The sequence below is a fragment of the Paenibacillus sp. P4_A7 genome, assembly GCF_056402455.1.
Window position 1 is genome coordinate 1 of sequence record NZ_JBFUHJ010000051.1, and the last position, 26,296, is coordinate 26,296.

The following is a 26,296-nucleotide window of genomic DNA, read 5'->3' on the forward strand; positions in this document are numbered from 1 at the left end:
GAATATACCCGTTACTATGTGACCATTCAAGAAATTCGTTTCCGCGAGCGGTTTACCGTGGAGTGGAGGATCGATTCCGAGACGCTTCACTGTAAGGTGCTGAAGTTTATCCTGCAGCCAATCGTTGAAAATGCCATTAACCATGGATTGTCTGAATATGCCTCCGGGGGCGAGCTCGTCATTTCCTCGCAATTAGAGGACGGAAGGTTAATGATTCGGATCACGGACAATGGAATCGGCATGCGCAAAACTGAGTTGGAGGCGCTGGAGCATAAGCTTCTTGAAGGTCTCAATGAAGAAAGATCGCCGTCATCATCGTCTATTCATCATGGAGTTGGATTGAGCAATGTGAATCGACGTCTAAAAATCTACTATGGAGAAGAAGCTGAATTAATTATAGATAGCAAGTATATGAAAGGCACGACAGTCACGTTGGTCATTCCTATAAACGTTAAGGAGGGACACGATTAAATGACAAAAACGAGGCCTAACGTTATTTTAATTACAACCGATCAGCAACGATTTGACAGCGTGCATGCCAATGGCAGCTCTTTTATGCACACGCCGCATATGGATCGCCTTGCAACCGAAGGAGCAAACTTTCGCAGAGCCTATTGCCCGTCTACAGTATGCATGCCGTCAAGAGTATCGCTAATGCGCGGACAGCATCTTTCCAGACATGGATCCTATAATATCGGCACGACCGCCTCCGACTTTTCCGCGTGGATCAGTACGCATTTGCGAGAGAGCGGTTATAGTACGCACCATATCGGTAAAGCGCACTGGCATCCTTGGGAAGCGGAAAGTCCGGAGACGGCAGAAGTCGATGAGCAAGGGACGCCTTTCCGGGATTTCTGCGGATTTGAAACCGCGCAGCTCAGCATCGGTCATAACATTTATGGCGTGACGAGTCATTATGCGCTTTGGATGAAACAGAAAGGGTTAGATAAGGAGACGCTGCAGTTCAAGCGACTATTCGATCAAGATGCCAATGATACGGGAAATTGGAGCATCCCTGTTAAGCTTCATCAGGGTCAATGGCTTGCGGAAACAGCGATTGAATATATGGAGATGCAGCAGGATGCTCGCCCTTTTTTCCTCAATTTAGGATTTCAGGATCCGCATCACCCGCACGTTCTCCCAGTAGATTTTATTCATCGAATCGCCCCAGACGTTATTCCACTGCCAAACCGCAGCATGGATATCGAAACGGGATACGCGGAGCACATTCCGTTATTCCATGACGGAAGTATCGTGAACAGTCGGTTCAACGGACGATTCATGATTGCCGGCAATAGCGGGACTGCTTGGAAGCCTTATTTTCAGGATGAAGAGAAAACACGGATGACCCGAGCCTACTATTATTCGATGGTACAACTGATCGATGGGCAGTTAGGCCAGATTTTGGCTGCTCTGGACAGGCTGGGACTGCGTGAGAATACAATGGTCATCTTTACGAGTGATCACGGCGAAATGTTAGGCGATCACAATATCGGACAGAAGGGTCCACTTGTGTATGAAGGCGTAACACATATTCCGCTGCTGATTCGATATCCGGATGGATTTTCCCCATGCGAAGTAGAAGAATGTGTTTCTTTAGTTGACATATCGCCTACGATATTGGATTTTGCCGGGATTAAGGATGACATAAAGCGGGACGGTGTCAGCCTAAAAGGCCGGTTGTGCCAAGAAATTTCATTGAACCGGAATGGGGTTCGTATCGAATATAAAGAAGAACCGGATCGGATCCGTTATAAATGCTGGGTGACCGAGGATTGGAAGCTGGCCATTTATTTGGGAGAAACATTCGGAGAATTGTACGATTTAAAAGCAGACCCTGATGAAAATTACAATTTGTTTCATGAAGAGAGTTTTCAAGAAGTGAAAGCGCGATTACTGGTCGATCTCCTGAACGACATGGAGCGCAGCGAACCTGTGAACGACAGGCCATGCAGAGTTTAAGTGCCAGCCAGTCGGGGTCGGGATTCTGATTCCAACATGAACGAAATCACTGAGAAGGCTTAAGAAATCTGATGATTTCTTGAGCTTCTTTGCAGTTGTATTGGACAACTTCATTGGAAAAGCAATCTCCAAAAAAACAAAGGGTTTGGTATTACAGCCCAATTGACAAGAAACGGAAAGACCTGAAATAGGTGTCAAGGGAATGATTTTTTACGACTTTAAGTACGCGAAGTAATAGTGGGTATCTCTAAAGTCTGAGAAGACGTTAGAGGTACCCTTTTCTTATCCATATACAACCGGAAGCTCCTAAAAAACACAAATGAAATCTAGAAATAGCCATGTTGTTATCTGTTGGCAACCTCATTTATGATATTTGTTATAACAGGAGAAAGCAGAAATATCAGCATGAGTCAGCCAATCAAGGGCGTTCCCATACCCGCTTTACTTGAAGAATGGATTTCCCGTTTCCTATCACTCCTAGCTTTACATGGCCGACCGGCCTGGATACCGAAAGCAATGATCAATGGAATCAGTAAACGACTGCTTGAATCAATGAATGGAACGCTGGCCGATGAGACGCACTTCGCTGCGATCGACGAAATCCATAATGTAAAACAGTGTCTGAAAATCTAATACGGAGAGGAGGCGGATTTAATTATAGATAGCAAGTATATGAAAGGTACGACAGTGACGCTGATCATTCCAAGAATGAGTGAAGATGCGGATAGGACTAACGATTAATTGGGAGGCAAGGGTATGCTAAAAAAATTAAGTTGTTATTCATTGATTGTTGCCATTCTATTTACAAGTTTTACAAGCACTTTATTTCAAAGGGGAGCTTCAGCAGCCGCAGCATCGGTGAATTTAGCAGATGAAATTGAAGGCCATTGGGCTTCGCAGGAGCTTCGAAAGTGGAAGGACTACGGGATTGTTAAGGGGTACCTTGATGGTAGTCTGAAACCCAATAATGAGATAACAAGAGCGGAATTTGTCGTCATGCTAAGCAGGGTATTCAACTTTAGAAAAGGATCGGACAAGACATTCAAAGATGTATCCGAAACAGCTTATTATGGTGAAGCAGTATCAAAAGCCTATGCTGCAGGTATTGTTAGCGGAACGGGGGATGGGAATTTCCAACCCAATCGGCTGGTTACCCGGGAGGAAGCGGCAAAAATGATCGCTATCGCATTCGATCTTGAGCCTGCTTCCACCAGTATGAATTTTAAAGATCTAAAAGAAATATCCGCTTGGGCGAGTCCATATGTGAACACATTGTTCGAGCATGGATACATATCCGGACGAGGAGATAATCAATTTGCTCCCAAAGCGAACATTACGAGAGCTGAGATGATCAAGATTTTGGACAATATTGTCGATAAGCTCATAAATGCCGGTGAATTAAGTGGAGCAACAGTCAAAGGCAATGTGGTGGTGAATAATGCGCCTGTCATCTTAAAGGATCTTGTTATTAATGGTGACTTGATTCTTGCTCCGGGCGTGGCAGCCGGGGAAGTTGTACTTGAAAATGTGACGGTGAAAGGCAGAACGCTCATTCAGGGGAGCCCAGTTAGTGGTATTTCGATAAGCGATTCGCACTTGGGAACTGTGAAGATGACAGCAGCGGGCTCGAAGCTTACGCTTACAGCTACAGACATCAGTCATATGCTTATTATGCCTTCCGCTAGCAATAGTCTCATAAAATCGGATAAGGAATCGAAAATTGGACATCTCGAAAATAGAGCGGAAAATGTTGTTATCGATTCACCTGTAAATAACACTGGCAACGGAAATCCGCCGGTTCAACCGAATCCGCCGATTTCGAAGGTGTCTGATCTGGTGTTCGGTCAAAGCGGTCAGGAAGCTGCCAGCCAACTGACGGTAACCGGGAATAGCGGCTTAGATACGTTCGAGACGAAGGTGGGCGAACTCGAGGATGCGTATACAGTCAGGTATATGCAAGGCACGGGATCCTCAATTACGTTCACGCTGACCGATCTTAAGCCGAATCAGCCAATCACTGTCGAGATTGAGGAAATTCATAATCGCAACCCAGACGCATTCGCATATACCGTTCTTGCGAATGAACAGGAGGTTTATTTCCGAACGTATCGCGAAGCGTCCGCTGGCCCTAACCACTATTTTATCGATCTGAACGCTACAATCATCGGAGGGGCTTCTTCACTCACGCTTACGCTGCGTAACGACAGTCCGACAAGGGTTAATTTTGCAAGGGTCTGGGCTTATAGCGATTTTGACAATTTGTTGGTTGACGAGAAAATATACCGCCCAATGACGGTTGCATTGTTCAAGCCGAATATCAACTGGAACGATTATTCGTCCGATCTTGCTCTCCTGGAAGGAATGAAGCTAAAATTTTCCGACTATGAAATGTATAATATTGCGGTTGTTTTCGATATTCTCTACATGCACTGGAGCGAGAAAGAGATGCAGCGGCGTCTGGATTATTTAACACAGCTTTCTGCTGATTCCGGACTGGCCATTCATTTAAGCGTTGATTCCTGGTGGGACGGAACGCCGATAGGTCCAGACGGGCAGGGAGGCTATTGGCGAGATATGCCTTATCAACAGGTTGTATACGATCCATTAAATACCGACGGCAGAGGTTATTGGAAGCTGTCTACTCCGAATGTTTATGGCAATACGCCTTGGCTTTCGATGAATAACGAGCATTACAATGAAGTTCGCGCGGATAAAATCAGAGGCGTAACGGCTTATCTAGCGGCAAGAACCGCGGATTTGAAGGCAGATGGCGTTGAACTCCCGCCTGTTGTCGTATTTACCGAAAATGAGCCGTGGTATTGGCCGTATTTCGCTTTTAACGCGTCGCCCGAGGGAACGGGAGATTTTGGTCCGGACGTCATTACAGCTGCGTCGAATGATGGCGTGCTGCTTGATCCGACCGATGGTATTTCCGTACAGGAGAGGCAATGGCTTGCGAAGAATATGACGGATTACATCTCGAATGTATCGAGTGCGATGGCGGAAGGGTACGGCTACAATGCGATTATTGTAGATAACGGACAGATTACCTATCCGGATAACCAACTTGTGGAGAATGCCTATACGCATACGTTCCCTAATCAGAAATTTCCGGGTCTAGATGAACAGCAGTCACAATGGGAAGCGCATATGGTGAAAGATATTCGGTTTGGCGGAGAATGGGAAGGCATCTTGGATGACCGCTATTTAAGCTACATTTCTGCCCGAGGCAAGTTCGCCGATGTCAATGCGGAACGAAGCGGGTACGCCATGCAGGAATTTCAAGTGCTGCCTCAGGCTTACGCCTACGGATCGGATCATGTGACCATTTATAATTATCGAAGTGGAGACGAGGGGTTCATCCGTACACAAGATGGGGAGATGTCTAATCCTTATATCACACCATCCTATGGGCAAGTCATACTCGATTATAACTTTGCGGATGATCTATCTCTGACACCGGGCACAAGTCTCGTAGAAACCAATCAGGTGAAGAGAGCGCCATTAGTGGAGCATTACGTTGTCAGTTCAACTACAAGCGATGCTAACGGAGGCTATATCACCTTCAAGGCAGATAATCAACGTGTCCCGCTGACGAATGGTCTTGCGGTCGAATTGGAAGGGCGCAGCCTGAATTATCTTTGCAGTCAATGCAAGGTGGAGGTCTGGGCTGGTCCCGATCTGAATTCACTGTCACTTGTAGATACGCTGTATGATATGTTTCATGAGGCAACCATCGATGCAAGCGATTTCATTGATAAGAACAGCTCAATTGCATATGTTCGAATCCGGCTATACACGCCAAATACTCCAAGTCAGGTTCGCGATTGGGTGGCTTTGTCATCCGTGAAAATCACGGCATTATTAGGAGGAGCAAGCGGTCATACGAGTGGTTTCCAATATACGTACAAGCAGCTGCGGGAAAGAAATTTATGGGTTACTTACCGGGCGGATATCGAACGCTTAGCAGCCAAATACGCTGAACAAGCAGGTCGGAACGGGACGTACGAAGAGATCGATCAGCTTTACCAGAGCGGTTATTACGGAACGGCATACCAAAGACTGCTGGAGACGATGTCTCAGATTCTTCCTGCCAAATTTGTTGTTAAAGGCTCTGGAACACTTGGAGATTATCCTCTGTCGATGCAGAATGCGGATGCGACAGCCAAAATTCATACGACGCTGTATACATTCGGAAATTCGTTCAAGATCGGATTTGTTGCCGATGCTGCAACAACCGTTTCCTTAACGCTAACACAAGCGACCTCCGCGTATTACAAGGCTGTGGACTTAGGAGAAGGCATCTATGAAATATCGCCGTCGCAGGCGAATGATGCCGGAGCCATTGCCGTTACGAATGGTAAAGCGATATTTGCATTGAACGCTCCAACGAAGCCTGCCAAGACATATCCGTCGGAAATCGAAGCCAGGTATTATTCAAAGAGTGGAACGGCTGCATCTGAGGTTAGGATAAATATTCAATCCCAAGATCCGGCAGTCAGCGAATACGTGAACTATATCGATCTGAAGCTTGCAGATCAGGTGAATATTTTGAGAGGACCGGAAGGGACGCCTGATCAAGAACTTATGCAGGTACCGATAGAGATGCTCGATTATGGCGATTTGCTCAAGCTTACATTGAATCAGCAGGGTGAAGTCGTCTCGTTAAAAGCCTATTACGGTAAAGTATCTGGGACGATTACCCAAATCCAGCCGGTTACGGTTACCGGGCATTTGCAGAACGCCTTCGTCGAATTGCGAGATAGCGCGAACAACGAATATCGGTTTGAACTGGGTCAAGACAGTCAATTTCATTCGCCCAATGCGAAAGGTACGAACGTTTTCAATGCTCCAATAAACGATTGGGGTTTTCAGGTTGGGGATCTGGTTACGATTAGCTATAGTCCGTATACGGTCTTGGGGAGAGATAAGAGGGTTTTGGGAATTTCAGAAACGTTTGACACGGTGCTGTTCGAGAACTTCGAGGAGACCGGCGAAGCATGGCGAACGAGAGCCAATGCGGTGGATAATATCTTAAAAACGCGACTCGATTCCAATAATCCAGATATCGTCTTAAGGCCTGATAATATCTCATCGCCAGGGATTGTGACCTGGAAGCTGGAGGACGCAACCCCATTGGAAGGCGCGTCTATTCAATACAGCGGTCGAGCCATCATGGGTACAACGGTGGAATGGGAAATGAGCGTGACAGGCTCCGAGGGCACATGGGAAAAGGTAGGCGAGATCGCAAATGATGCAGATAACAACAATTTCAATCAGTTAAGGGACATCACCCTGGATGTCGGAAATTTGAACACGAATACACTCTATGTACGAGTTGTCATGACAACATCGAATCCGGACACATGGGCGTCGATCAACAGTGTGAAGTTTGTTGTGAAGAGAACAGGAATCCGGGAACTCGACACCGCTTCGCTGACTTGGAATAACTCAGTTGTATACGAGGGGCAGAATGTGCCTGTTGTGTTAACCGCGAAGTATGATAATGACGTCATGGTTAATTTAGCAGGAGCGAAAATCGTATATGCGTTTGGCACGAACGGCATACTGGCCCAAACGTCCACTGGACTAATTGCCATAGGGGCGGGGACTACGACCGTCAAGGCTTACTTGTCGGTTCAAGGAAAAGTGGTCGCATCCAATACGATAACGGTCTCGGTCACAACCAATACGCTTGATCGAATGGAGATGATGCCAGTAGATGCTTTCGTACCCATCAATGGGACAGTAACTGCCGAGGTAAAAGCGTATAACGAGCAAAATAATGAGCTTCAACCGTCTCTGTACGAGACTGTGTATACGAGTAGCGACGTATCTGTGGCGACGGTATCTGCGAATGGAATGGTGACAGGGGTTTCTTATGGAACCGCGAATATTACAGCGGTTATCACGTTTCATGGGCTGTCCCTAAGCAAATTCATTACGGTTACTGTCGCCCAGCCGGTCGCGCTAGTCGATGAGGATTTTCAGGATATTCCGCTTGGCGCGATAACAGCTGAGGCGATTGGAGCCAATGAGGTTGTTAATTTGCAAAATGAGCTGCTGTTTGAATCGCTGCCGGATATAGGATTATCCGGTACTACTGATGACGCAGGGGGCAAACAGGCGGGTTATGTCATTTATAAGCTGGATAGCACGGATTCGAATGGATTCAAAAAGCTTGAAATGTTTTATAGTGGTCGGACGCTGCATATCGACGAGAATCAGATTGCCGCGATGCGATTTTACGTGGGAACGGATGTGACTGCGATGACCAAAATCGGAGAGCTGTCTACCTCGGCTCCGGGAAACTATAATACGATTCGGACGCTCGACTTGACAGAACAAGCGAAAGACCACAATACCGTTTATTTGAAGATTGAAATCGAATCCGTTGCGTATACGTGGGGATTTCTGAACTCAGTAAAAGTGATCGATTACGCGACAGGAGTGTAACTATGGAACGCATGGAGTTTGTACATGAGAAGATGAGGCTCGGCTTTACTCGCTCGGATAATAAATTACGGCAGGACATCTTTCAGCCGCAAGTTCTGCCCACGAATATCCAAAGCGCATATGCTGCTGCGACGAATATTCAGGCTGCTGTGGCTGGCAAGCCGCATGGGGTTCATCCAGGTCTTGCGGTGGGGCACTCTTTGCTTGCCGAAGAGCTGGTCCTTGAGCAGGTTGATCGGACGGAAAGTGGTTTGTCTCTGCGGTATCTGCATGAAGAGTTGAAGCTGATTGTGGAGTTAAATATGGAATTCGTCCCTGGTGCGGCGGTAATCAGGCAGACTACGACAGTGAAGAACGACGGCCCGGAAGCTGTCGTTCTGACCCATCTTTCTTCCTTATGTATGCAGGGAATCGCGCTTGGCAGCACTGGCTCCTGGTCCGAACCTGGCAGGGTAAAGGTTCATTATTGGCGGCAAGCTTGGAGCGGCGAAGGACAATGGAGATGCGACGATTTAGATCGACTGGGTCTTTACCGCACCTCGCCTTATTCGATGTCGCATGCTGTTCACTGGGAATCCAGGGGAAGCTGGAGTACGGGACGATATTTGCCTATGATTGTGATCGAAGATTTGGAGACACAATCGGTTTGGTATGCACAGGCTGAAACCTCGTCTAACTGGCACATAGAGCTTGGAAACCGCCATGAGCATGCTTCAGTCGGTAGCGACAGTCTATATGTTCAAATAGACGGGGCCAGCGAAGGTTTTGGCGGATGGACCAAGACCTTGCTGCCAGGAGAAAGCTTTACGACGATACCAGCAGCGATCGGATGCTGCTCCGGAGGTATAGACGCGGCAGTTCGGGAATTGACCGCCTACCGGCGTTCGCACCTTAAACCAGCCAACGCTTGGTTGGGTGAAGTTCCGGTTGTGTTTAACGATTATATGAATTGCTTGTGGGCCGATCCTTCGGAAGCTAAGCTCCTTCCCTTAATTCAATGCGCCACTGAAGTCGGGGCGGAAGTTTTCTGTATCGATGCAGGCTGGTTTGCCGAGCCGAATACTTATTGGGGAACGTCTCTCGGGGATTGGCAGCCAAATGCGAACCGGTTCGGCAGCGAGGGTCTCGCAGGGATCTTGCAAATAATAAAACAGGCAGGAATGATTCCGGGTGTTTGGCTGGAGATGGAGGTATGCGGGGAAAGTGCGGCTTTGGGCCGCCAACCGGATACATGGTTTTTAAGGCGGAATGGCCGAAGAGTGGGTGGCGGAGAGCGCTGGTTTATGAACTTCACCAACCCCGAAGTAAGAGCATATATGCACGGTACGATAGATCGATTGGCAGCAATGGGAGTCGGCTTTATCAAGAATGATTACAATGGCTGTGTCGGATTCGGCGATGATACGCTTGGCAGTTCGGCAGCCGATGGACTGATTAACCACATGCGCAGCTTCTATGCCTTCTTGGATGAAGTGAAAGCGAAACATCCTTATTTGATCATAGAAGGCTGCGCTTCAGGTGGCATGAGAGCCGACTATGGGATATTATCTCATGCTCATATGGTGAGCTCGAGCGATCAGGAGGATTATACGAAGTATCCATCCATTATCGGGGGAATGCTGGCGGCGGTATTGCCTGAACAGAACGGAATATGGGCATATCCTTATCCGCTGCTTGTCTCCCATCACGATCATCCTGAATGGCTGGATGACAAGGAATACAGGAACTCCATGCAGGATGGAGAACAGACCATTTTCAATATGATTAACGGATTATGCGGCAATTTGTATGTATCCGGACGTGTGGATAAAGCCGATGATCTAAACCTGTTTCTGATCAAAGAAGCCATAACCCTGTATAGGGCAGAGAGGACTCATATTCGTAATTCATCCCCGATCTGGCCGCTCGGTTTTAAAGCGGTAAACGATTCAACGGGCTGGAATAGTGTTGGTCTTGCCTCTATGGACAATACGCGGGTTTTGTTAGCGGTATGGAGGCTGGAAAGCGAGGGGAGCACCATCCGACTTCCGATATCAGGTTGGGAGAATTGTTCCGTTGAGGTGAAACAGCTTTATCCTGAAGCGGATCCATATCAAGTCGTGAACAATTATGATCTTGTCGACGGAGCATTAACCGTGAATTTGCCGAATCGGAATCAAGCAAGGTTCTTTGAGCTTAAAAAAATGACCGAACAATAGGATGTAAAAGGATACTCGAATGATTTGTAATCACAAAGAAGGCTCAAGAAATCTCTTGATTTCGCGAGCTTCTTTGCGTTTATTTTGTGAAATTCCCTAAGAAGAATGTCAAAAAACACAAATGAAATCTAGAAACAGCCTTATTGTTTGTTAATTTCCATCTTCTTATAGTAAAGGAAGGTGATGGAGATGATAATTTTAATAGCGGACAACGAGGCGTTAATTCGCGAGGTGGTCATGAGTAGCTTACGACAAATGAAGTACACCGACATCATAGAAGCGGAAGACGGTTTGCAAGCGCTGCATGCGATCAAATCCGATCCCGCAGTGCAAATCGTGATTGCCGGTATCCGGATGCCCGAGGTCGACGGCTTTCAGCTTCGAGGCTTTCGCGATGAGAAATATTTCTATAAAGTGTTTAAACGAATGACCGGCTTTGTGAAATCGATCCCGAAGGAAATAGATGAATCCGCCTTTGTAGATGGAGCTAAGGGATTTGGATTATTTGTCCGAATTATTCTGCCTTTGCTGCTTCCATCCATTACGACTGCGCTGGTTTTTGTGCTTCTAGGAGTCTGGAATGATTTCCAATAGCCGCTTTATTTACTTAGCAATTCCGAGGAATGGACGATTCCACTTTCCGAATATATGTTTAAGTCGAAATTCGGGACGGATTGGAACTATGTATTTGCCGATTTGATTATTGCAATGAAGTTCAGGTTATAGCAGAATGAAAGACCGAGAGCAGGAGCTGACAAAATGAAAAAGAGCATTGAAAGTTTCTCGAAAGCTCAGCCTATTTGGCTGACTGGCTTGGAGAAGGAAAAAAATGTTTTTGCGGGATATCGAGCTTTAGTTCAAAGAAGAACCGGAGATAGATTGACACTAAGGATTGCCGCCTCTTCCATCTACCGCTGCTCTGTGAATGGAAAATTCCTGGGACACGGTCCAGCAACGGCTGCGCATGGCTTTTATCGAATTGATGAATGGGAGCTACCCGAAGCGGAAGTTGATGAAAGTGCCGTTATCATAGCTATCGAAGCGGCAGGCTATAACGTTAATAGCTTCTATACACTGGACCAGCCTTCTTTCGTTCAAGCTGAAGTTGTACGAGAAGATGGTGTGGTGCTTGCGTCATCAGGCGCGAATAACGAGGGTGGCTTTGAAGCTGGATTGCTAAGAGAACGAATTCGCAAAACGCAAAGGCATAGCTTTCAACGAGCCTTTACCGAAGCTTATCGGCTCCAGCCAGGTGATACCGACTGGCGTAAGTCAATTTCTGCTGCATTTCAATCACCCTCGGCTTGGAGTGTCGTTGAGGATAAATCGTTGCTCGCGAGGGGGATCGCTTATCCCGACTTCACTTTGAGACACTCAGCTGCCCAGATTCAACACGGAACCGTTAAAATGGTTGGACAACTTGACCATTATCGTAAAGACCGCTCCTTAACAGGAGTTGGGCCATTGTATCTCGGCTATCTTGAAGAAGAGCTGGAGACGATTCCTTCGCTGTTTCTTCAGGAGGCAGTTACCGATGAGCGGCATGAAATGCATCTACTCTATGACCTGGAAGAAGTATTAACGCTCAGAGAGCTTAGTTATAAAATCGTAGATTTTGGATTGAACCTAACCGGATTCATTGGAGCGCGCGTGGAGTGTTCCGTGCCTACCCGAATGTATTTCTTGTTCGACGAAGTTCTAACCGATGGGGATATCGATTTCTTGCGTCTGGATTCCGTCAATATCATCAGTTATGAGCTGCAGCCTGGAACCTATGCGCTTGAAGCATTGGAGCCCCATGCGATGCGATACTTGAAGCTTCTAGTGCTTGAAGGAGAGGCTGAGATCCGGGGAGTATACATGCGGGAATACGCCAACGCGGATGTCGGTCAAGCCACCTTCACAAGCGGTGATGCTGCGATTGATTCGATTTTCCGGGCTGGCATCGAATCCTACCGTCAGAATACGGTGGATGTCTTCATGGATTGCCCTTCGCGCGAGAGAGCAGGTTGGTTGTGCGACAGCTTCTTTACCGCGCGGACAGCATTCGATCTTAGCGGACATACCAGCTTGGAACGTTATTTCTTCGAGAACTATCAGCTTCCTCCTCGCTACATGCATATACCGGAGGGAATGGTGCCGATGTGTTATCCGGCAGACCATTTCGACGGTAATTTCATTCCGAACTGGGGGATGTGGTTTATCATCCAGCTAGAGGAGTACGTATTTAGAAGCGGTGACAAGGCAATGGCACAAGCCCTTAAGCCGAAGGTGTCTGCACTGCTCCGTTACTTCGACGGATACCGAAATGAAGATGGGCTGCTGGAAAAGCTGGACGGTTGGATCTTCGTTGAGTGTACGGAAGCCAATGATTGGGTACAGGATGTGAACTATCCGACGAACATGTTATATGCGGGAGCTTTGTCAGCAGCAGCACGCATATACCTTTCGACTGATCTGGAGAAAGATGCACAACGCGTGCGGGCTGCGATTAGGGAGCAGTCCTTCAATGGACAATTTTTCGTTGACAATGCCGTCCGTATTAACGGGCGACTGGAAGCAGAGAACCATATCTCGGAGGTTTGTCAGTATTACGCCTTTTTCTTCGGTATAGCCGATAGCGCTTCCTACCCAGAGCTGTGGCGCAGGCTGCTGGATGAATTTGGACCTCTTCATAGAGGGGATGCGTGTAAATATCCGCATATTCCCCATACCAATCAGCTGGTCGGCAACTTTATGCGGATGGAGGTGCTTTCCTCTGAAGAATGCGCGGATCAACTGTTAAAGGAATTGCCTGCTTTTTTCGAGCACATGGTGAAGGCAACCGGAACTTTATGGGAGCACGATGGCCCAGTAGCCAGCTGCAATCATGGATTTGCTTCCCATGTCGTGCGTGTAGCCTACAGGGATTTTCTTGGTGTTCGAAGCGTTGATCCAGTGCGGCGCACGATCGAGCTTCGCCCTAGTGGCGTCTCGCTTAGTGCTTGTTTCGGATCGTTTCCTGTTGGTGATGACCTTCTGAGCATTTCTTGGGAGATCAAGGGCGAGGATCTGCTGCTATACACGGAAATTCCGTCGAATTATCGGATCGATATCCTTAACGGAAGTGGATACAATCTTAAGCATATTCAGAGGGGGGTACGACATGAATGCAAAGTGGAGCAGGAGTAACGCCAATGGCAGTATATTATTAGCTTTCTACGGGGAAGATGAGCAATTCTGGACAATACACGATCGGGTGAGCGGCAGGAAGTGGGAGATCGGGGCTCCGGCTTTTGAAATAGATGGCAGTTGGATGCCAGCGGTGTTGGAATCGGTCATTGAGCGGACAACGCCGAAACGACTGCACAATGGAACGACGGAATACCGCATCGGAGGACCATTGCGTAATGCTGTAGACGTACAATTGGACTGGATTGTCCGCTTGCCGGATAACGGAAATCCACTGGTACGGTTTTGCTACGAGCTCACTTCTCTTGGAGGCAGAAGACTGACCAAGAGTCAGGGTCATGATCGGCTGCGCTATGCAACTTTTCAGTTGGATCGATTTACGGAGAGCAAGGAAATCCGTTTCTCAGAATTTATCGAGACCGTCCACAGCTTCTGTCCGACGGAAAGATCCCTGGATAAAAGACATTTTGACAACGGTGAGTTAGCAATGGGGCCGATGTTGATTGCAGGCAGTAGGGAGGAACAAATACTGCTAGCCTATGAGCATGGCTCGCAGTATCCCGACGCATTCCTTCAATATCGACTTACACCGGAACGGAAGGTGGTCTTGGAAGCGGTAAAGGGCAATTATCTTGATGGCCAGTTGCTTGATAGCGAGCATCCTTATCGTACAGTATGGCTGCAAGCGGCCTTGCTTAAAGGGGATGAGGACGAGCTTGCAGCCGCGTATCGTACCTTTGTCCTACGCCATATGACACTGAATGAGGAAAGCCGCAAACCCTACATTTTCTACAACACTTGGAATTTTCAAGAACGGAACCGGAACTGGTATGGCAAGAAATATTTGGACGACATGAATTTGGAACGGACGTTGCTGGAAATTGATGCCGCGCACCGAATGGGCATTGACGTATACGTTATTGACACAGGCTGGTATGGGAAGACCGGGGATTGGCAGGTCAATATAGCTCGATTCCCTGATGAGCTAAAGCAGGTCAAAGAGCGCTTGAGTGGATATGGAATGAAGCTTGGCTTATGGTTTAATCCGACTGTTGCAGCCGTTTCAAGCGAGATGCTTGAACGACATTCGGATTGCGTCATGTCACTGGGTGGCGAGAAGGCGAAGCCTGTTGAAATCTGGGAGACGGAGGAAAGTGTTCCGCTGTGCCTTGTGAGTCGTTACGCCGATGCTTTCGCGGATGAACTGATTGGGCTAGCCCAAGAGGTGGGGGTCGATTACTTCAAATGGGATGCGATTGAACAATACGGTTGCGATGATCCAGGTCATGACCATGGCACTGCGGCCCATTCCCAGGAGGAACGCGCACATAGCTATGCTTTCCAGCAGATCCAGGCTATGTCCCGAATTGTGGACAAGTTATGCGATGCATGTCCCGAGGTCATCGTCGATTTCGACATTACAGAAGGCGGGCGATCTGCCGGTCTAGCCTTTCTATCTGCGGGGAAATATTTTCTTGTCAACAACGGTCCCTATTACCATAACTATAATGTTCCAATTGATAGTGAGAAGGATAACTGGAACTTGTTCTTCCATCCGGGTCCTGCCCGTGGGTGGATATGTCGTACGCCACTCACTTATGACAAGTGGTTTCCTTCCGTTCTCTTCTTAACACATTACCTGCCGGACGACCCGAGAGATAACCAACTTATATCGTTGGCTTCACTTATTCTGGGGCAGAATGGCATCTGGGGAGACTTGCCAGCTGTATCGGATGAAGGCCAATATTTCTTAGGCTTGGTGTTGGCTCTTTACAAGCAGGTCAGAGAGGATATCACACAGAGCGACCCTGTGCGGGAAGGAGAAGTCGGAGGGGCCATGGAGGTTTACGAGAAGCTGTCCAACCAGACTGGTAAAGGTGCTGTCGTGATCTTCTCCTCCAGACCCGGCACTTACCGTTATATTACAAGAGGCGCTACAGATGCGGCATTTTGGCATACGGAGGGTGTGTCTGTATCCCGTAACAAGTCAGGGCACGCAGTGATTGAGGCTGTGTTCGATACGTCGAGTGCGCGTATCGTTCTATTTGGAGTGGAGTAGACAAAACGATCAATTATGAAGCAACTGCAAATCCATATGGGATAAATAAACGAGCAGTCGGGTAAAGTGGGCATATCATAGTGCCTCTTGACCCGACTGCTTTACTAATGATCGATAAATTTTACAAAATGAAATCTTGGAATTTTCCGGCAATTGACCGTGTCAGGAGGAGCATACGTCCAAAATACTACGTCCAGCGGCACTTATTTCACCGGAATTAAGGACAAGCGTTTGGGAGACGCCACATATGATTTCGATCAATGTATCGGGTTCAGGTCCCGACCTGCCGTACACGATCAATGTTGGGGATGCAAATTTATTGTATACAGACGCTCAAATGCAGATTACTTTGGATTCAACCTTCGGAACGATGAAGGATAGCGACAACAGTATGAATTTCTATCATGGTCCGTATTCGTAGCATTTTAAAGGTCCTTATGATGATCCGTTGCAAACATATGTATCCTCGGGTGGAGCATGAGTTCCTCTCATAAAGCCTGCCGTTAAGCTGACGGTGACCGAGGATTGAAAGCTGACCATTTATTTGGGAAAAACATTCGGAGAATTGTACGATTAAAAGAAGACCCTGATAAAAGAAATAATTTGTTCCATGAGGAGAATTATCAAGAAGTGAAAGCGCAATTGCTGGTCGAGCTTCTGAACGACATGGAGCGCAGCGAACCTGTGATCGACAGGTCAAGTAGAGCTTGAATGCCATGCAGTTGGGGGCGGGACTCCGATTCCAACATGAACGAAATCGCCGAGAAGGCTCAAGAAATCTGATGATTTCTTGAGTTTCTTTGCGTTTGTTTTGGATGTTTTTCTTGGAAAAGCTATCAAAAAAAGTAATCTCCAAAAAACACAAATGAAATCTAGAAACAGCCTTATTGTTTGTGATTTGCCATCTATTTATAGTAAAGGAGAGAAATCAATCATTCTTTTGAAAAGGGGACATCAATGTGAAACGAGTATCACTAATCATGCTTGTCATTAGTTTTACGCTCCTCGTGCTGGCAGGATGCACAGGTACAAACAAGAACAGCAATGCGGGCTCTAGCAATTCGCCAGCGCCAAGCGGGACTGTGGACACGACGAAAGAGGGTAGCGATAAACCTTCTGAAAAGCCTCAAACCTTGACCATGGTTTATTCTCAAGGGGAATTCTCCTGGCCTGCATATGAGAAGATGGCAAAAGCGTTTAAAGAAAAAACGGGCCATACCGTTAAACTGCAATATGTTCCTGGAGGTGAGTACGAAAAGTATTTGGAAGCACAGTTTATTGCCGGCAGCGAGGCCGATATTATTATGGGCGGACCGGGGGACAAATCGGCATGGTTTAAAAATAATTGGATTATTAATCTGCTTCCCCATGTGGAGGAAGTGAGCAGGTTCACGAATGCTTCATGGAAAGAATCATTTATTGACGGTGTACTTGACTCGGCGGTCGATAAGCGGCCTCCGGCAAAACTGTATGGAATGCCAATTCAGTTGACCACTGTAAACTTGTACTATAATAAAGATATTTTCGCTAAGATCGGAGTAACCGAGCCGCCCAAGACGATAACGGAGCTGCTTGCAGTTGCGCAGAAGGCGAAAGACGCCGGTTATATCGGATTTAGTATCCAGAACTCGATGGACTGGAACATAGGCTGGCTTGCAACCGATCTTTGGGGTTACTTGTGGAAGCCGAMGTTAGATCAGCTTGATGTCATCATCAAAGATGGCGATGTCACAACCGACGAGTGGGCGCTTGCAGTGAAAAAGGGAATGATTGATGAGAATTCACCAGAGTTGAAGGAATACGCGCGAGTAATTAAAGATTTAACTCCGTATTACAATGAAGGCTTCAACACGGCAAGTTGGGAATTCGAAGCATTGTTTAATGAAGGTAAGTCAGCTATGACCTTAAACGGCAGCTGGTATCCGAACCAGCATTTGCAGAATAAACTTGCAGTTAATTATGGTATTGCGCCGATTCCTTACCTAGACAAGTCATACTCTGAACTAGGGCAGGATCAACGCTTCAATTACATGATTGGTGGAGAAGCATACGTAGCGATTACTTCGAAAGCGGAGAAGGACGGCAAGCTTCAGGCAGCTCTTGATTGGCTGCGCTTCTGGACGGACCCGAACGGAGGGGCGAAGATTATGGCGGAAGAATTATTCCTGATTCCTGTCGTCAAAGACGTTCAGGCGCCAGAGCAAGTACAGCCGATCATCGATACGTTTGGCAGCCAGAAGCAGGTAACATACACCGCCTTCAAATTCGAGCCAGAGCAAACCGACATTTGGTATAAATCCCAGCAGCAGTATTTGGATGGCAAACTGACGGCTGATCAATTCATTGGTGGTTTTGTTAAATCACTTGATAAATATGCGGATGCCGCGATCAAACTCCATCCAGAATGGAAAGTAGAAGACCATTTGAAATAATAGCATCGCAAAGAGGATAGAGCGTTTCGCTCTATCCTTCCTTATTAACTCATTTATGATGAATTGGAAGTGAAAGCAATGAAATCGATGAAAGCAATGAAATCAAAAGTAGCTTACCTTTGTTTGCTGCCAACTTTCTTATTCGTTGGTGTCTTTCTTGTGTATCCGACATTTGAAGCAATCCGCATCTCTTTTCTCGATTGGAATATGCGGGATTATTACAATCCAACCTTTGTTGGATTGGCGAACTATCGAGAGATTTTTAACAGTGAGGTGTTTATTAACTCCTTTAAAGTATTATTGATCTTTCTTGTGTGGGCGCTTGTCGTGCTGCAAGGGATTTCCGTACTCGCAGGCTACTTGATTTATTTGCTCGGAGCAAGTCGATTTGCTCAATTTATCAAGGTAGCATTTATCATTCCAATGGTTATTCCAGGTATGGTCATTACTATGTTCTGGCTCTTTTTCTACGAACCGAATAACGGCATGCTGAACGTTCTTCTTCGCACGTTAGATCTGGATGGCTGGCAGAAGGTGTGGCTGGGCGAAAGCCAGTTCACAGCAATCGGCTCGCTGCTGATGAAGGGATTCCCTTGGATCAGCGGTATCGGGTTCCTGATCTATTTGGCGGGATTTCAGTCACTTGACGAATCGGTACGTGAATCGGCCCGTATAGACGGGGCGAGCGGATGGACAATATTTTGGAGTATCGATCTGCCTCTCATTATTCCACAACTAAAGCTGACAACGATTCTTGTCCTGATTGGCGGTATTCAGCAATACGGTGATCAATATATTATAACCAAAGGTGGCCCTGGGTTCGATACGACGGTGCCAGGATTATACTTGTTTAACAACGCATTTAATTATGGAAAACTCGGTGTAGGATCGGCTGCTGGTGTAACCTTATTCCTGATCATCGTGCTGTTTACTGTTCTGAATCTACGCTTCATGAAGCCGAGGACCTAGGAGGTAACACAATGAAAGTGGTTAAATCTTCGCGTTTCTTCATTATTGTCCTGTTATTATTTTTTGCATTCTGCACCTTATTCCCGCTTTATTTCATGCTCATCTCTTCCGTAAAGACTAATGCTGAGCTGCAAAGCAATTTTTTTGGGTTTCCGATCGAGCCTCAATTCGAGTATTACAGCAGTGCACTTGGTAAAATCAAAGGATACATGATGAACTCCTCGATTATTTCGGGGCTTAGTGCGGTCGGAGTACTCGTCATTTCTTCATTGTCGGCCTACACCTTTGCTCGGTTCGAATTCAGAGGGAAAAATGCACTTTTTTTCACGTTGCTTATTTTTCTTATGKTTCCCGGCGTGCTGACACTCATCCCCCAATTCGTGCTAGTAAAAAACCTTGGTTTGATCAATACGCCATGGGCGGCCATCCTGCCTTTTATTGCCGGTGGGCAACTGGTGACGATATTCGTATTGCGAACGTTTTTTGAGGGTATCCCAAAGGAACTGTTCGAAAGCATCAAAATCGACGGAGGAAGCGAATTTMGATGTTTTATTAACCTTGTAATTCCATTTTCGCTTCCAATCATTCTTTCCATGGGACTTGTCACTGTACTTAACACTTGGAATGAGTTTTTCTGGCCACTGCTTGTGCTGCCGGATCAACAGAAAATGACGCTCACCGTTGGACTGTACAGATTCATGGATCAACAGCAAATTTTGTACGGACAAGTATTTTCGGCGATGACGCTGGCATCCGTCCCGTTGATGATTTTATTCAGCTTTACGATGAAGTTTTTCGTACAAGGTCTTACTTCCGGGGCGATCAAGGCATGATACCCCGGAAATAGATCAGACATGGGTGTTGCAATTAGAGAGAGTTGACGGTGTCGAAGCGCTGACAGAGTATCACACAATAAAGAGATGGCGGTGACATCAGTGGAACAGGGAGAAACCATACAGTTAATTACTCGTACTGAATCGAATTTATGTGTATCGACTCCATTCTATGAAGCATCATTTGAACTTGATAAGGGACAATGGAGTCTTAGTATGAAAATAGAATCGACTGATTTCGCTAACCCTGAACGGAAGAAGGCAGCCAGGCCACTAGCTCGTATTCCAATCCATTCCTGTGTTCATACACTGAATGGTTCGGATTTAACCAACAACCGACAAGTTGAGTGGGTCGGAATGGAGCAATCAGAGCATATACTTGAGCTTGTGTTTGAAACAACGGATAACCTAATGTGGGATCACAAAAGATACGAATTTGTTTTTACTATTGACAGTGTTACGTATTACGTTGAAGTAGCCGCTGAGGGCAGGCGCATTGATGATATTTATTACTTTGCAACCGATTGGGCGGCTGAATCTGTAAACGGCAAAGTGAAATTTGTTCAAGAATGGATGGGAGCACAGGCCGGATTTGAGCGCTATTATGCTCCGCGCTTTGATTGGGCAGCGGGAATCGTTTATCGGCAGCCAGAACAACCTGATTCGCTTGGTTGCCAGCAATGGCTCAGCCCTCCTCCTTTTTGCTATGCATTCGAGCAACACGAGCAATGGATTAGCTGCGGCGTAGTAGCCGATTCTGGCCAATTCAATTTTCTCAGCTTTGATTATGTCGTATCACCCAAGGGAAGCTTCTCTCTCAAGCTGGATTTTGAAGGACATACCTTGGTGAGGACGAAAGGGTTCCGTTCACCGGGTATCCGGTTTGGATTTAATAAAGCATTGAGTGAGAACATGGCTGTACAAAGTTATATTCAAGCTTTGCGCATCCGACATAATGTGGATCAAGTCGAGGAGCAGGCTGTTGCTTCGAACATTCCGGCATGGTGGAATGAGCCGATATTTTGCGGGTGGGGGCAGCAGCGATTTGACTATCGTCRCGATCATGATGGTACAGAAAACGGGAATTTTCTGAATGTAGGAGAGTATTGTACAGAGAATAAATACCGCTCTTATACTGCCTTTATGCAGGAAAAAGGCATCAATCCGGGTACAATTATTATTGACTACAAATGGGCGAAGCAAGATGCTTTAGCTGATCCAGATCCTCTAAAATGGTCCAACATGCGTGCCTTCATTGATGAACAGCATGCACTGGGGCGCAAAGTACTTTTGTGGTACTCACCTTTATTAGCCGAAGGCCTACCAGTAGAGGCGTGTATGACACTGCAAGGTAAAGTCGTTGCAGCAGATCCTACTTCTCAGCGTTACATGGAAGTGATGACAGAGCAAATCCGAAAGATGTTTAGTGATGAAGAGGGATGCTTGAATGCGGATGGATTGAAAATCGATTTTACACAGAATATTCCTTCCGAGCGAGGGCAGTACCGAAATTATTTGTCGACGAGTTTGGCACTACTCAATGAATCGAATCCGGAGTATATTTTTCCAAAGCTTGGTGACGCTCGAAGCGAGCTCATTCAAACATGCGGAGGCTTATGGGGTGTTGAACTGCTTAGGGCCTATCTTCACGTGCTCTATACAAACATGAAGGCTGTAAAGCCAGACGCCATGCTAATGGCGCATACTGCCAATCCTTACTTCGCAGAGGTTGTAGATGTGCTAAGACTAAACGATCTTGACGGAACCTCACCGGATGTACTTGGAATAATGGGAAACCGCGMTGTAATAGCGAAGATGTGCAATCCGGATTGGCTTATCGATACCGACAACGATCTTATGGTTGATAAGGCGATGTGGCGAAGTTATATATCGCTTCAAGCCCAGATTGGCATACCAGACACGTACTATTTGTGGGGAATTGCAACTTCCGATGAACAGCTTAACGAAGGTGATTATGCACACATACGTAAGGTATGGGAAGATTATCGAAAACACCTGTAAATGTAGTTATCATAAATTGGGATCTAGGTTGAAGTTTCCCTAGATAAAGCAGAATTACGGTTTTTTATTTCCCTTTAAATCGTGCTGAAAACTCCTTGCTAATGCGCTGGAGGCATTGATTTCGAATATTTTCGGTTTACTGGATGGGGTTGTGAACGCTTTGGCGTTTCGTAATCCCACCTTCTCCTCTAGGCCCACACAGATCTCTTTTCTCATGCCGTCTTTTTCAGCTGAGTCGGCTCCCCACGTAAGAATCCGGCTGCTAGCGAGAATTGTCCGCTACGTCATAAATACTCATTTATAGAAACAAACCCGTTCGGCATTCCAATACAAACCGAAGCTATGGCGACTCGCTTTAAAGTTCATCCAAGGAAGGAGTTCCCTCGAAAGTTACATCGAAAGATCTCGTAGTTCTGTGGATAGGCTTCAAAATTCGGGACGAGGTGAAACGTGATAATGAGCTTATTTTGCTATGTTTGACTTTTGTTTGTTTTTTGTTTGATTAAAGCTTGAAACGAACCGAGTATTTTCTTTATAATGATAATAATAACTATCTAACGCACTATTCTTGATATCGTGCAGGAACTGGAGGCCGACTATGTCGACCGGATTAAATGATCGTCAAAAACAGATTATTAATAAATTACGTAAAGATGGAGAAGTGAAGATTGTTGAATTAAAGGATTTCTTCTCAGTTACGGATATGACGTTAAGAAGAGATCTAGAGAAACTCGAACAAATCGGTTTGTTGAAGCGAACTTACGGTGGTGCCATTATGTCCACCAAGGAGGTTGCTCTTCCTGAACGTTCGATAGTTAATATGTACGAAAAAGAACAGATAGGTCAAGCAGCTGCCCGACTTATTGCTCCGGGAGAATCTGTATTTATTGACAGTGGATCAACAACCTTGCAAATTGTACGTTTTCTTCCTGATCAAGCCCCTATTACAGTGGTCACCAATGCGATTCATGTGGCAACTGAACTGGCTGAAAAGAATATTCCAAGCGTAGTCATTGGCGGGGTATTGGTAAATACGACAAACGCTATGGCAGGTACAGCAGCGATTGAATCTATCTCCAAAATGGCTTTCGATAAAGTTTTCCTAGGTACGACAGGTTTGAGTTTTCTACATGGGTTCAGTAATTCGAATATGCTTGAGGCAGAAATCAAACGGGTATCCATTCAGAGGGCAAAAGAATCGTACATTGTTATGGACCATACCAAATTTGGTCAGAGCGCATTGTTTTCCTTTTCAAGTCTTGAGGACATTACTGCCATTATTACGGATCAGAAACCAGAAGAGGAGTGGGAGACAGCGTTACAAGTCGCGGAAACCAGAGTGATTATTCCATGACATTGATTATCTGGACAATTAAGAAAWAAGCTGGCGCRTGTACTTAAACTGTGTCAGCTTTTTTATTCATCTCCGAACTTTTCAACTCCGCAAGCACGATCAATTATTCTTCATATGCTCTTCCTATTAAGCCAAGAAAAAAAAGCACCCCCTATCATTCATCGAATTTAACTACTATTGTTTTCGATCAGAGGATAAGGGGGGATTAGGAATGCAGCTTAGTATGGATGCTATAAATATTCAATCAATACATGGAAGCAATAGCTCTGGAAAGTGCTTTGTACTTCTCATAGCGTTCAGCATAGAGGGATTGATTCGGTTGATTCGGATAAAACATACGAACTGGCTTGACTAGCACATTAACGGCTTCTTCATAAGAGCTGTATACGCCGGACGCACAGCCCGCTAATATAATATTGCCTAGTGTTCCAGCTTCACCTACATCTAATTTCTCAATAGGGCAATTCATAATATCTGCTTTGATCTGAAGCCAAAGATCAGATTTGGCACCGCCACCAACTGCCCGCAGGGAATGTATAGGAATACCTGCTTCTTCAAGGCACTCTAGGTTGTATCGCATCTCATAGGTAACCCCTTCCATAAGCGCGCGATACAAATGGGTCGAATCGGTATCGAATGTGAAGCCATGTATCGTTCCTTTTGCTTCGGGATTCATATAAGGCGTACCGGAGCCTGCGAAATGAGGAATAACAAGTAAATCGGTAGGCTCGGATGCAGCGCTTGAGCTCAAGTAATCATACACGGAAACACCTAATTTGCGAGCTTCTGCTTCAGCGGTTTGTCCGAACTTATCTCTATACCAGCGAATGAGTGATCCGCCCGTGAAATTAAACGCATACGTCAAGTAAAGCCCTTCGATAACGTGAGGAGCGCAATTAAATTGATGCTTCAGCATCTTTGATCCTAAGATCGGAGATCGATAGGCCGGTGTAATGCACTCGACTGTTCCAATACCGTCTACAGCTTGGTTATCTGAGAGTATACCTGCTCCAAGAGCAGCGCAAGCCTGATCATGACCGCCTGCAATGACAAGCGTAGTGGATTGTAAGCCAAGAGTTTGCCATATGTCTCTACGCACTTCGCCAATCCGTTGTCCAGATTGGATGAGATCTGGAAACTTCTCCATCTCAATCTCCGCAGCTTCGAACATAATAGGATCCCATGCTTTCCTTGAGACGTTCAAGCCCATGGTGCGTGAAGCAAGGGTGTAGTCGGTTACACAAATTCCAGTTAGCACGAATGCAATGTAGTCTCCGAACATCATAAACTTCCATACCCGCTCATAGATTTCCGGTTGGTATTGCTTGATCCACATTACTTTGGGCAGTGAAAACATAGGGTGTAACGGCACTCCGGTAATTTCCATCGTCCGTTCCTTGCCAATTCTTTGCTCAAGGATCGCAGCTTGTTCCAAGCCTCTTGGATCCATATACAATATGGCATTTCCGAGTACATTGCCGTCTTGGTCTACCGGAACGACGGTCTCGCCCAGAGAGGAAATGCTGAGTGCATGAACGTTGACGCCTGGAACCGCCAATATAACGTCAGCGATAACTCGTCGTACTGATTCCCACACGCGTTGTGGATTCAACTCAAAAGCTCCTGGTTTGGGTTGTTCTAGAGGATATTCCATATAGGCTGATGAGAGAAGTGATCCTCCTTCATCAAAGAGCGAAGCCTTGCATCCTGTTGTTCCAACATCGAGTCCCATTAATGACAACTTTGATCCCTCCAATTTTGAATATATGTTCATTATAAACAATTCTACTCGAATTGTAATTAAATTATTGATTTTTTTATCGTTAGAATCTATAATTATGTTCACATCGAACATTTTGGTATGGGATGAGTTAATTGAAAGGGGGAATCCATATGGCAAGAGTTGCAATGAATGAAATGTTGCAAGACGCATCGCTAAGAGGTTATGCCGTACCTTGTTTTAATGCTATCAACCTGGACATGATCCGGGGAATTATTCAAGCAGCCGAAGAAGAACAATCGCCGGTTATTTTGTGTCATGCGGAAATTCACTTTAAGTATACGCCATTAGAGATGATTGCACCCATTATGGTAGAAGCGATGGAACAGGCTACAGTACCTGTCAGTATTCTTTTGGATCATGGGAAAAGTTTCTCTGCTGTCACGAAAGCTATGCACCTCGGCTTCAACGCCATCATGTTCGACGGTTCAGAATATGAGTACGAGGAGAATGTACTTCGAACATCTGAGGTTGTAAAAATCGCTAAAACGCTCGGTGTTTCCGTGGAAGGCGAACTGGGGTACGTTACACGTCCCAAAAGTGGTGGAGCTGAAGGTGAAGATGATGACTCCATCATCGATGATACCTCCCTTTATACGAATCCTGAGCAAGCGCGAGAGTTTGTCGAGCGTACCGGCATCGATGCTCTAGCTGCTGCCTTCGGTACGGTACATGGCGTTTATCTGAAGAAGCCGAAGCTCGATCTGAGCCGCTTGGAGCAGATTCGCAATACCGCAGGAGTTCCGATCGTTATGCATGGAGGGTCTGGGCTTTCAGTTGAAGATTTCAATAACACGATTGATAAAGGCGTGGCCAAGATCAATTACTACACAGGGATGGCGCTAAAAGTTATGGAACAAGCCAAGACTCGGCTCGCTCCACCAGAAGAAAGCACATTTTACCATGAATTTATGATGGATGTCATCCAGGATTTCAAAGAAGATGCACAGCAAATCATGCGCACGTTCCGTAGCAATAATAAAGCATAATTATATATCGATAAAAAGGGAAATTACCCGTAGTGTCCGTAACTGCACGCTTAATCAGACTTGTTGCTTTA

At 46.1% G+C, this 26,296-nt stretch carries 17 protein-coding genes; 16 read left to right on the forward strand and 1 reads right to left on the reverse strand.

Going from position 1 to position 26,296, the window contains the following annotated elements:
- The 15 genes from AC1DWN_RS10060 to AC1DWN_RS10130 all read left to right on the forward strand — a co-directional run.
- Window positions 1–471 (forward strand): sensor histidine kinase (locus AC1DWN_RS10060; protein WP_477558764.1); only part of this gene is annotated, 471 nt, incomplete at its 5' end.
- Entirely contained in the window at window positions 472–1,962 is a 1,491-nt protein-coding gene (locus AC1DWN_RS10065; protein WP_477558765.1) for a sulfatase family protein, read from the forward strand.
- A gap of 405 nt (window positions 1,963–2,367) precedes the next feature.
- Window positions 2,368–2,595 carry a hypothetical protein gene (locus AC1DWN_RS10070; RefSeq protein ID WP_477558766.1) on the forward strand — a complete coding sequence of 76 codons (228 nt, stop codon included), beginning with the start codon at window positions 2,368–2,370 and terminating at the stop codon, window positions 2,593–2,595.
- 123 nt (window positions 2,596–2,718) lie between these two features.
- Entirely contained in the window at window positions 2,719–8,418 is a 5,700-nt protein-coding gene (locus AC1DWN_RS10075; RefSeq protein WP_477558767.1) for an S-layer homology domain-containing protein, read from the forward strand.
- Window positions 8,419–8,420: 2 nt separating this feature from the next.
- Window positions 8,421–10,616, forward strand: a complete 2,196-nt coding sequence (locus AC1DWN_RS10080) for a glycoside hydrolase family 36 protein (RefSeq protein WP_477558768.1) — start codon at window positions 8,421–8,423, stop codon at window positions 10,614–10,616.
- A gap of 189 nt (window positions 10,617–10,805) precedes the next feature.
- Window positions 10,806–11,210 carry a response regulator gene (locus tag AC1DWN_RS10085; protein ID WP_477558769.1) on the forward strand — a complete coding sequence of 135 codons (405 nt, stop codon included), beginning with the start codon at window positions 10,806–10,808 and terminating at the stop codon, window positions 11,208–11,210.
- 165 nt (window positions 11,211–11,375) lie between these two features.
- Window positions 11,376–13,787 (forward strand): alpha-L-rhamnosidase-related protein, encoded by a 2,412-nt coding sequence (locus AC1DWN_RS10090; RefSeq protein ID WP_477558770.1) that lies wholly within the window; start codon window positions 11,376–11,378, stop codon window positions 13,785–13,787.
- Complete coding sequence (locus AC1DWN_RS10095; protein ID WP_477558771.1) at window positions 13,762–15,846, forward strand: alpha-galactosidase; 2,085 nt, start codon at window positions 13,762–13,764, stop codon at window positions 15,844–15,846. The genes AC1DWN_RS10090 and AC1DWN_RS10095 overlap by 26 nt, the downstream gene beginning before the upstream one ends.
- A gap of 247 nt (window positions 15,847–16,093) precedes the next feature.
- A complete protein-coding gene (locus AC1DWN_RS10100) occupies window positions 16,094–16,267 on the forward strand; it encodes a hypothetical protein (protein ID WP_477558772.1) in 174 nt (57 codons plus the stop codon).
- Window positions 16,268–16,371: 104 nt separating this feature from the next.
- Entirely contained in the window at window positions 16,372–16,557 is a 186-nt protein-coding gene (locus AC1DWN_RS10105) for a hypothetical protein (protein WP_477558773.1), read from the forward strand.
- Window positions 16,558–16,805: 248 nt separating this feature from the next.
- On the forward strand, window positions 16,806–18,278 hold the full coding sequence (locus AC1DWN_RS10110; protein WP_477558774.1) for an ABC transporter substrate-binding protein: 1,473 nt from the start codon (window positions 16,806–16,808) through the stop codon (window positions 18,276–18,278).
- Window positions 18,279–18,356: 78 nt separating this feature from the next.
- Entirely contained in the window at window positions 18,357–19,247 is an 891-nt protein-coding gene (locus AC1DWN_RS10115) for a carbohydrate ABC transporter permease (RefSeq protein WP_477558775.1), read from the forward strand.
- Window positions 19,248–19,258: 11 nt separating this feature from the next.
- Window positions 19,259–20,080, forward strand: coding sequence for a carbohydrate ABC transporter permease (locus tag AC1DWN_RS10120; protein WP_477558776.1), 822 nt, complete (start codon window positions 19,259–19,261; stop codon window positions 20,078–20,080).
- Between the two features lie 102 nt (window positions 20,081–20,182).
- The gene (locus AC1DWN_RS10125; protein WP_477558777.1) at window positions 20,183–22,102 is read left to right on the forward strand and encodes a hypothetical protein; all 1,920 of its coding nucleotides are present in this window, start codon (window positions 20,183–20,185) and stop codon (window positions 22,100–22,102) included.
- Between the two features lie 598 nt (window positions 22,103–22,700).
- Entirely contained in the window at window positions 22,701–23,456 is a 756-nt protein-coding gene (locus AC1DWN_RS10130; protein ID WP_477558778.1) for a DeoR/GlpR family DNA-binding transcription regulator, read from the forward strand.
- Between the two features lie 244 nt (window positions 23,457–23,700).
- Here the strand turns inward: AC1DWN_RS10130 and AC1DWN_RS10135 are convergent, their stop codons facing one another.
- Window positions 23,701–25,188 carry an FGGY-family carbohydrate kinase gene (locus tag AC1DWN_RS10135; RefSeq protein WP_477558780.1) on the reverse strand — a complete coding sequence of 496 codons (1,488 nt, stop codon included), beginning with the start codon at window positions 25,186–25,188 and terminating at the stop codon, window positions 23,701–23,703.
- Window positions 25,189–25,349: 161 nt separating this feature from the next.
- On the opposite strand from AC1DWN_RS10135, the gene AC1DWN_RS10140 reads away from it, so the two are divergent.
- Window positions 25,350–26,225 carry a class II fructose-bisphosphate aldolase gene (locus AC1DWN_RS10140; protein WP_477558779.1) on the forward strand — a complete coding sequence of 292 codons (876 nt, stop codon included), beginning with the start codon at window positions 25,350–25,352 and terminating at the stop codon, window positions 26,223–26,225.
- The last annotated feature ends 71 nt before the right edge of the window (window positions 26,226–26,296 follow it).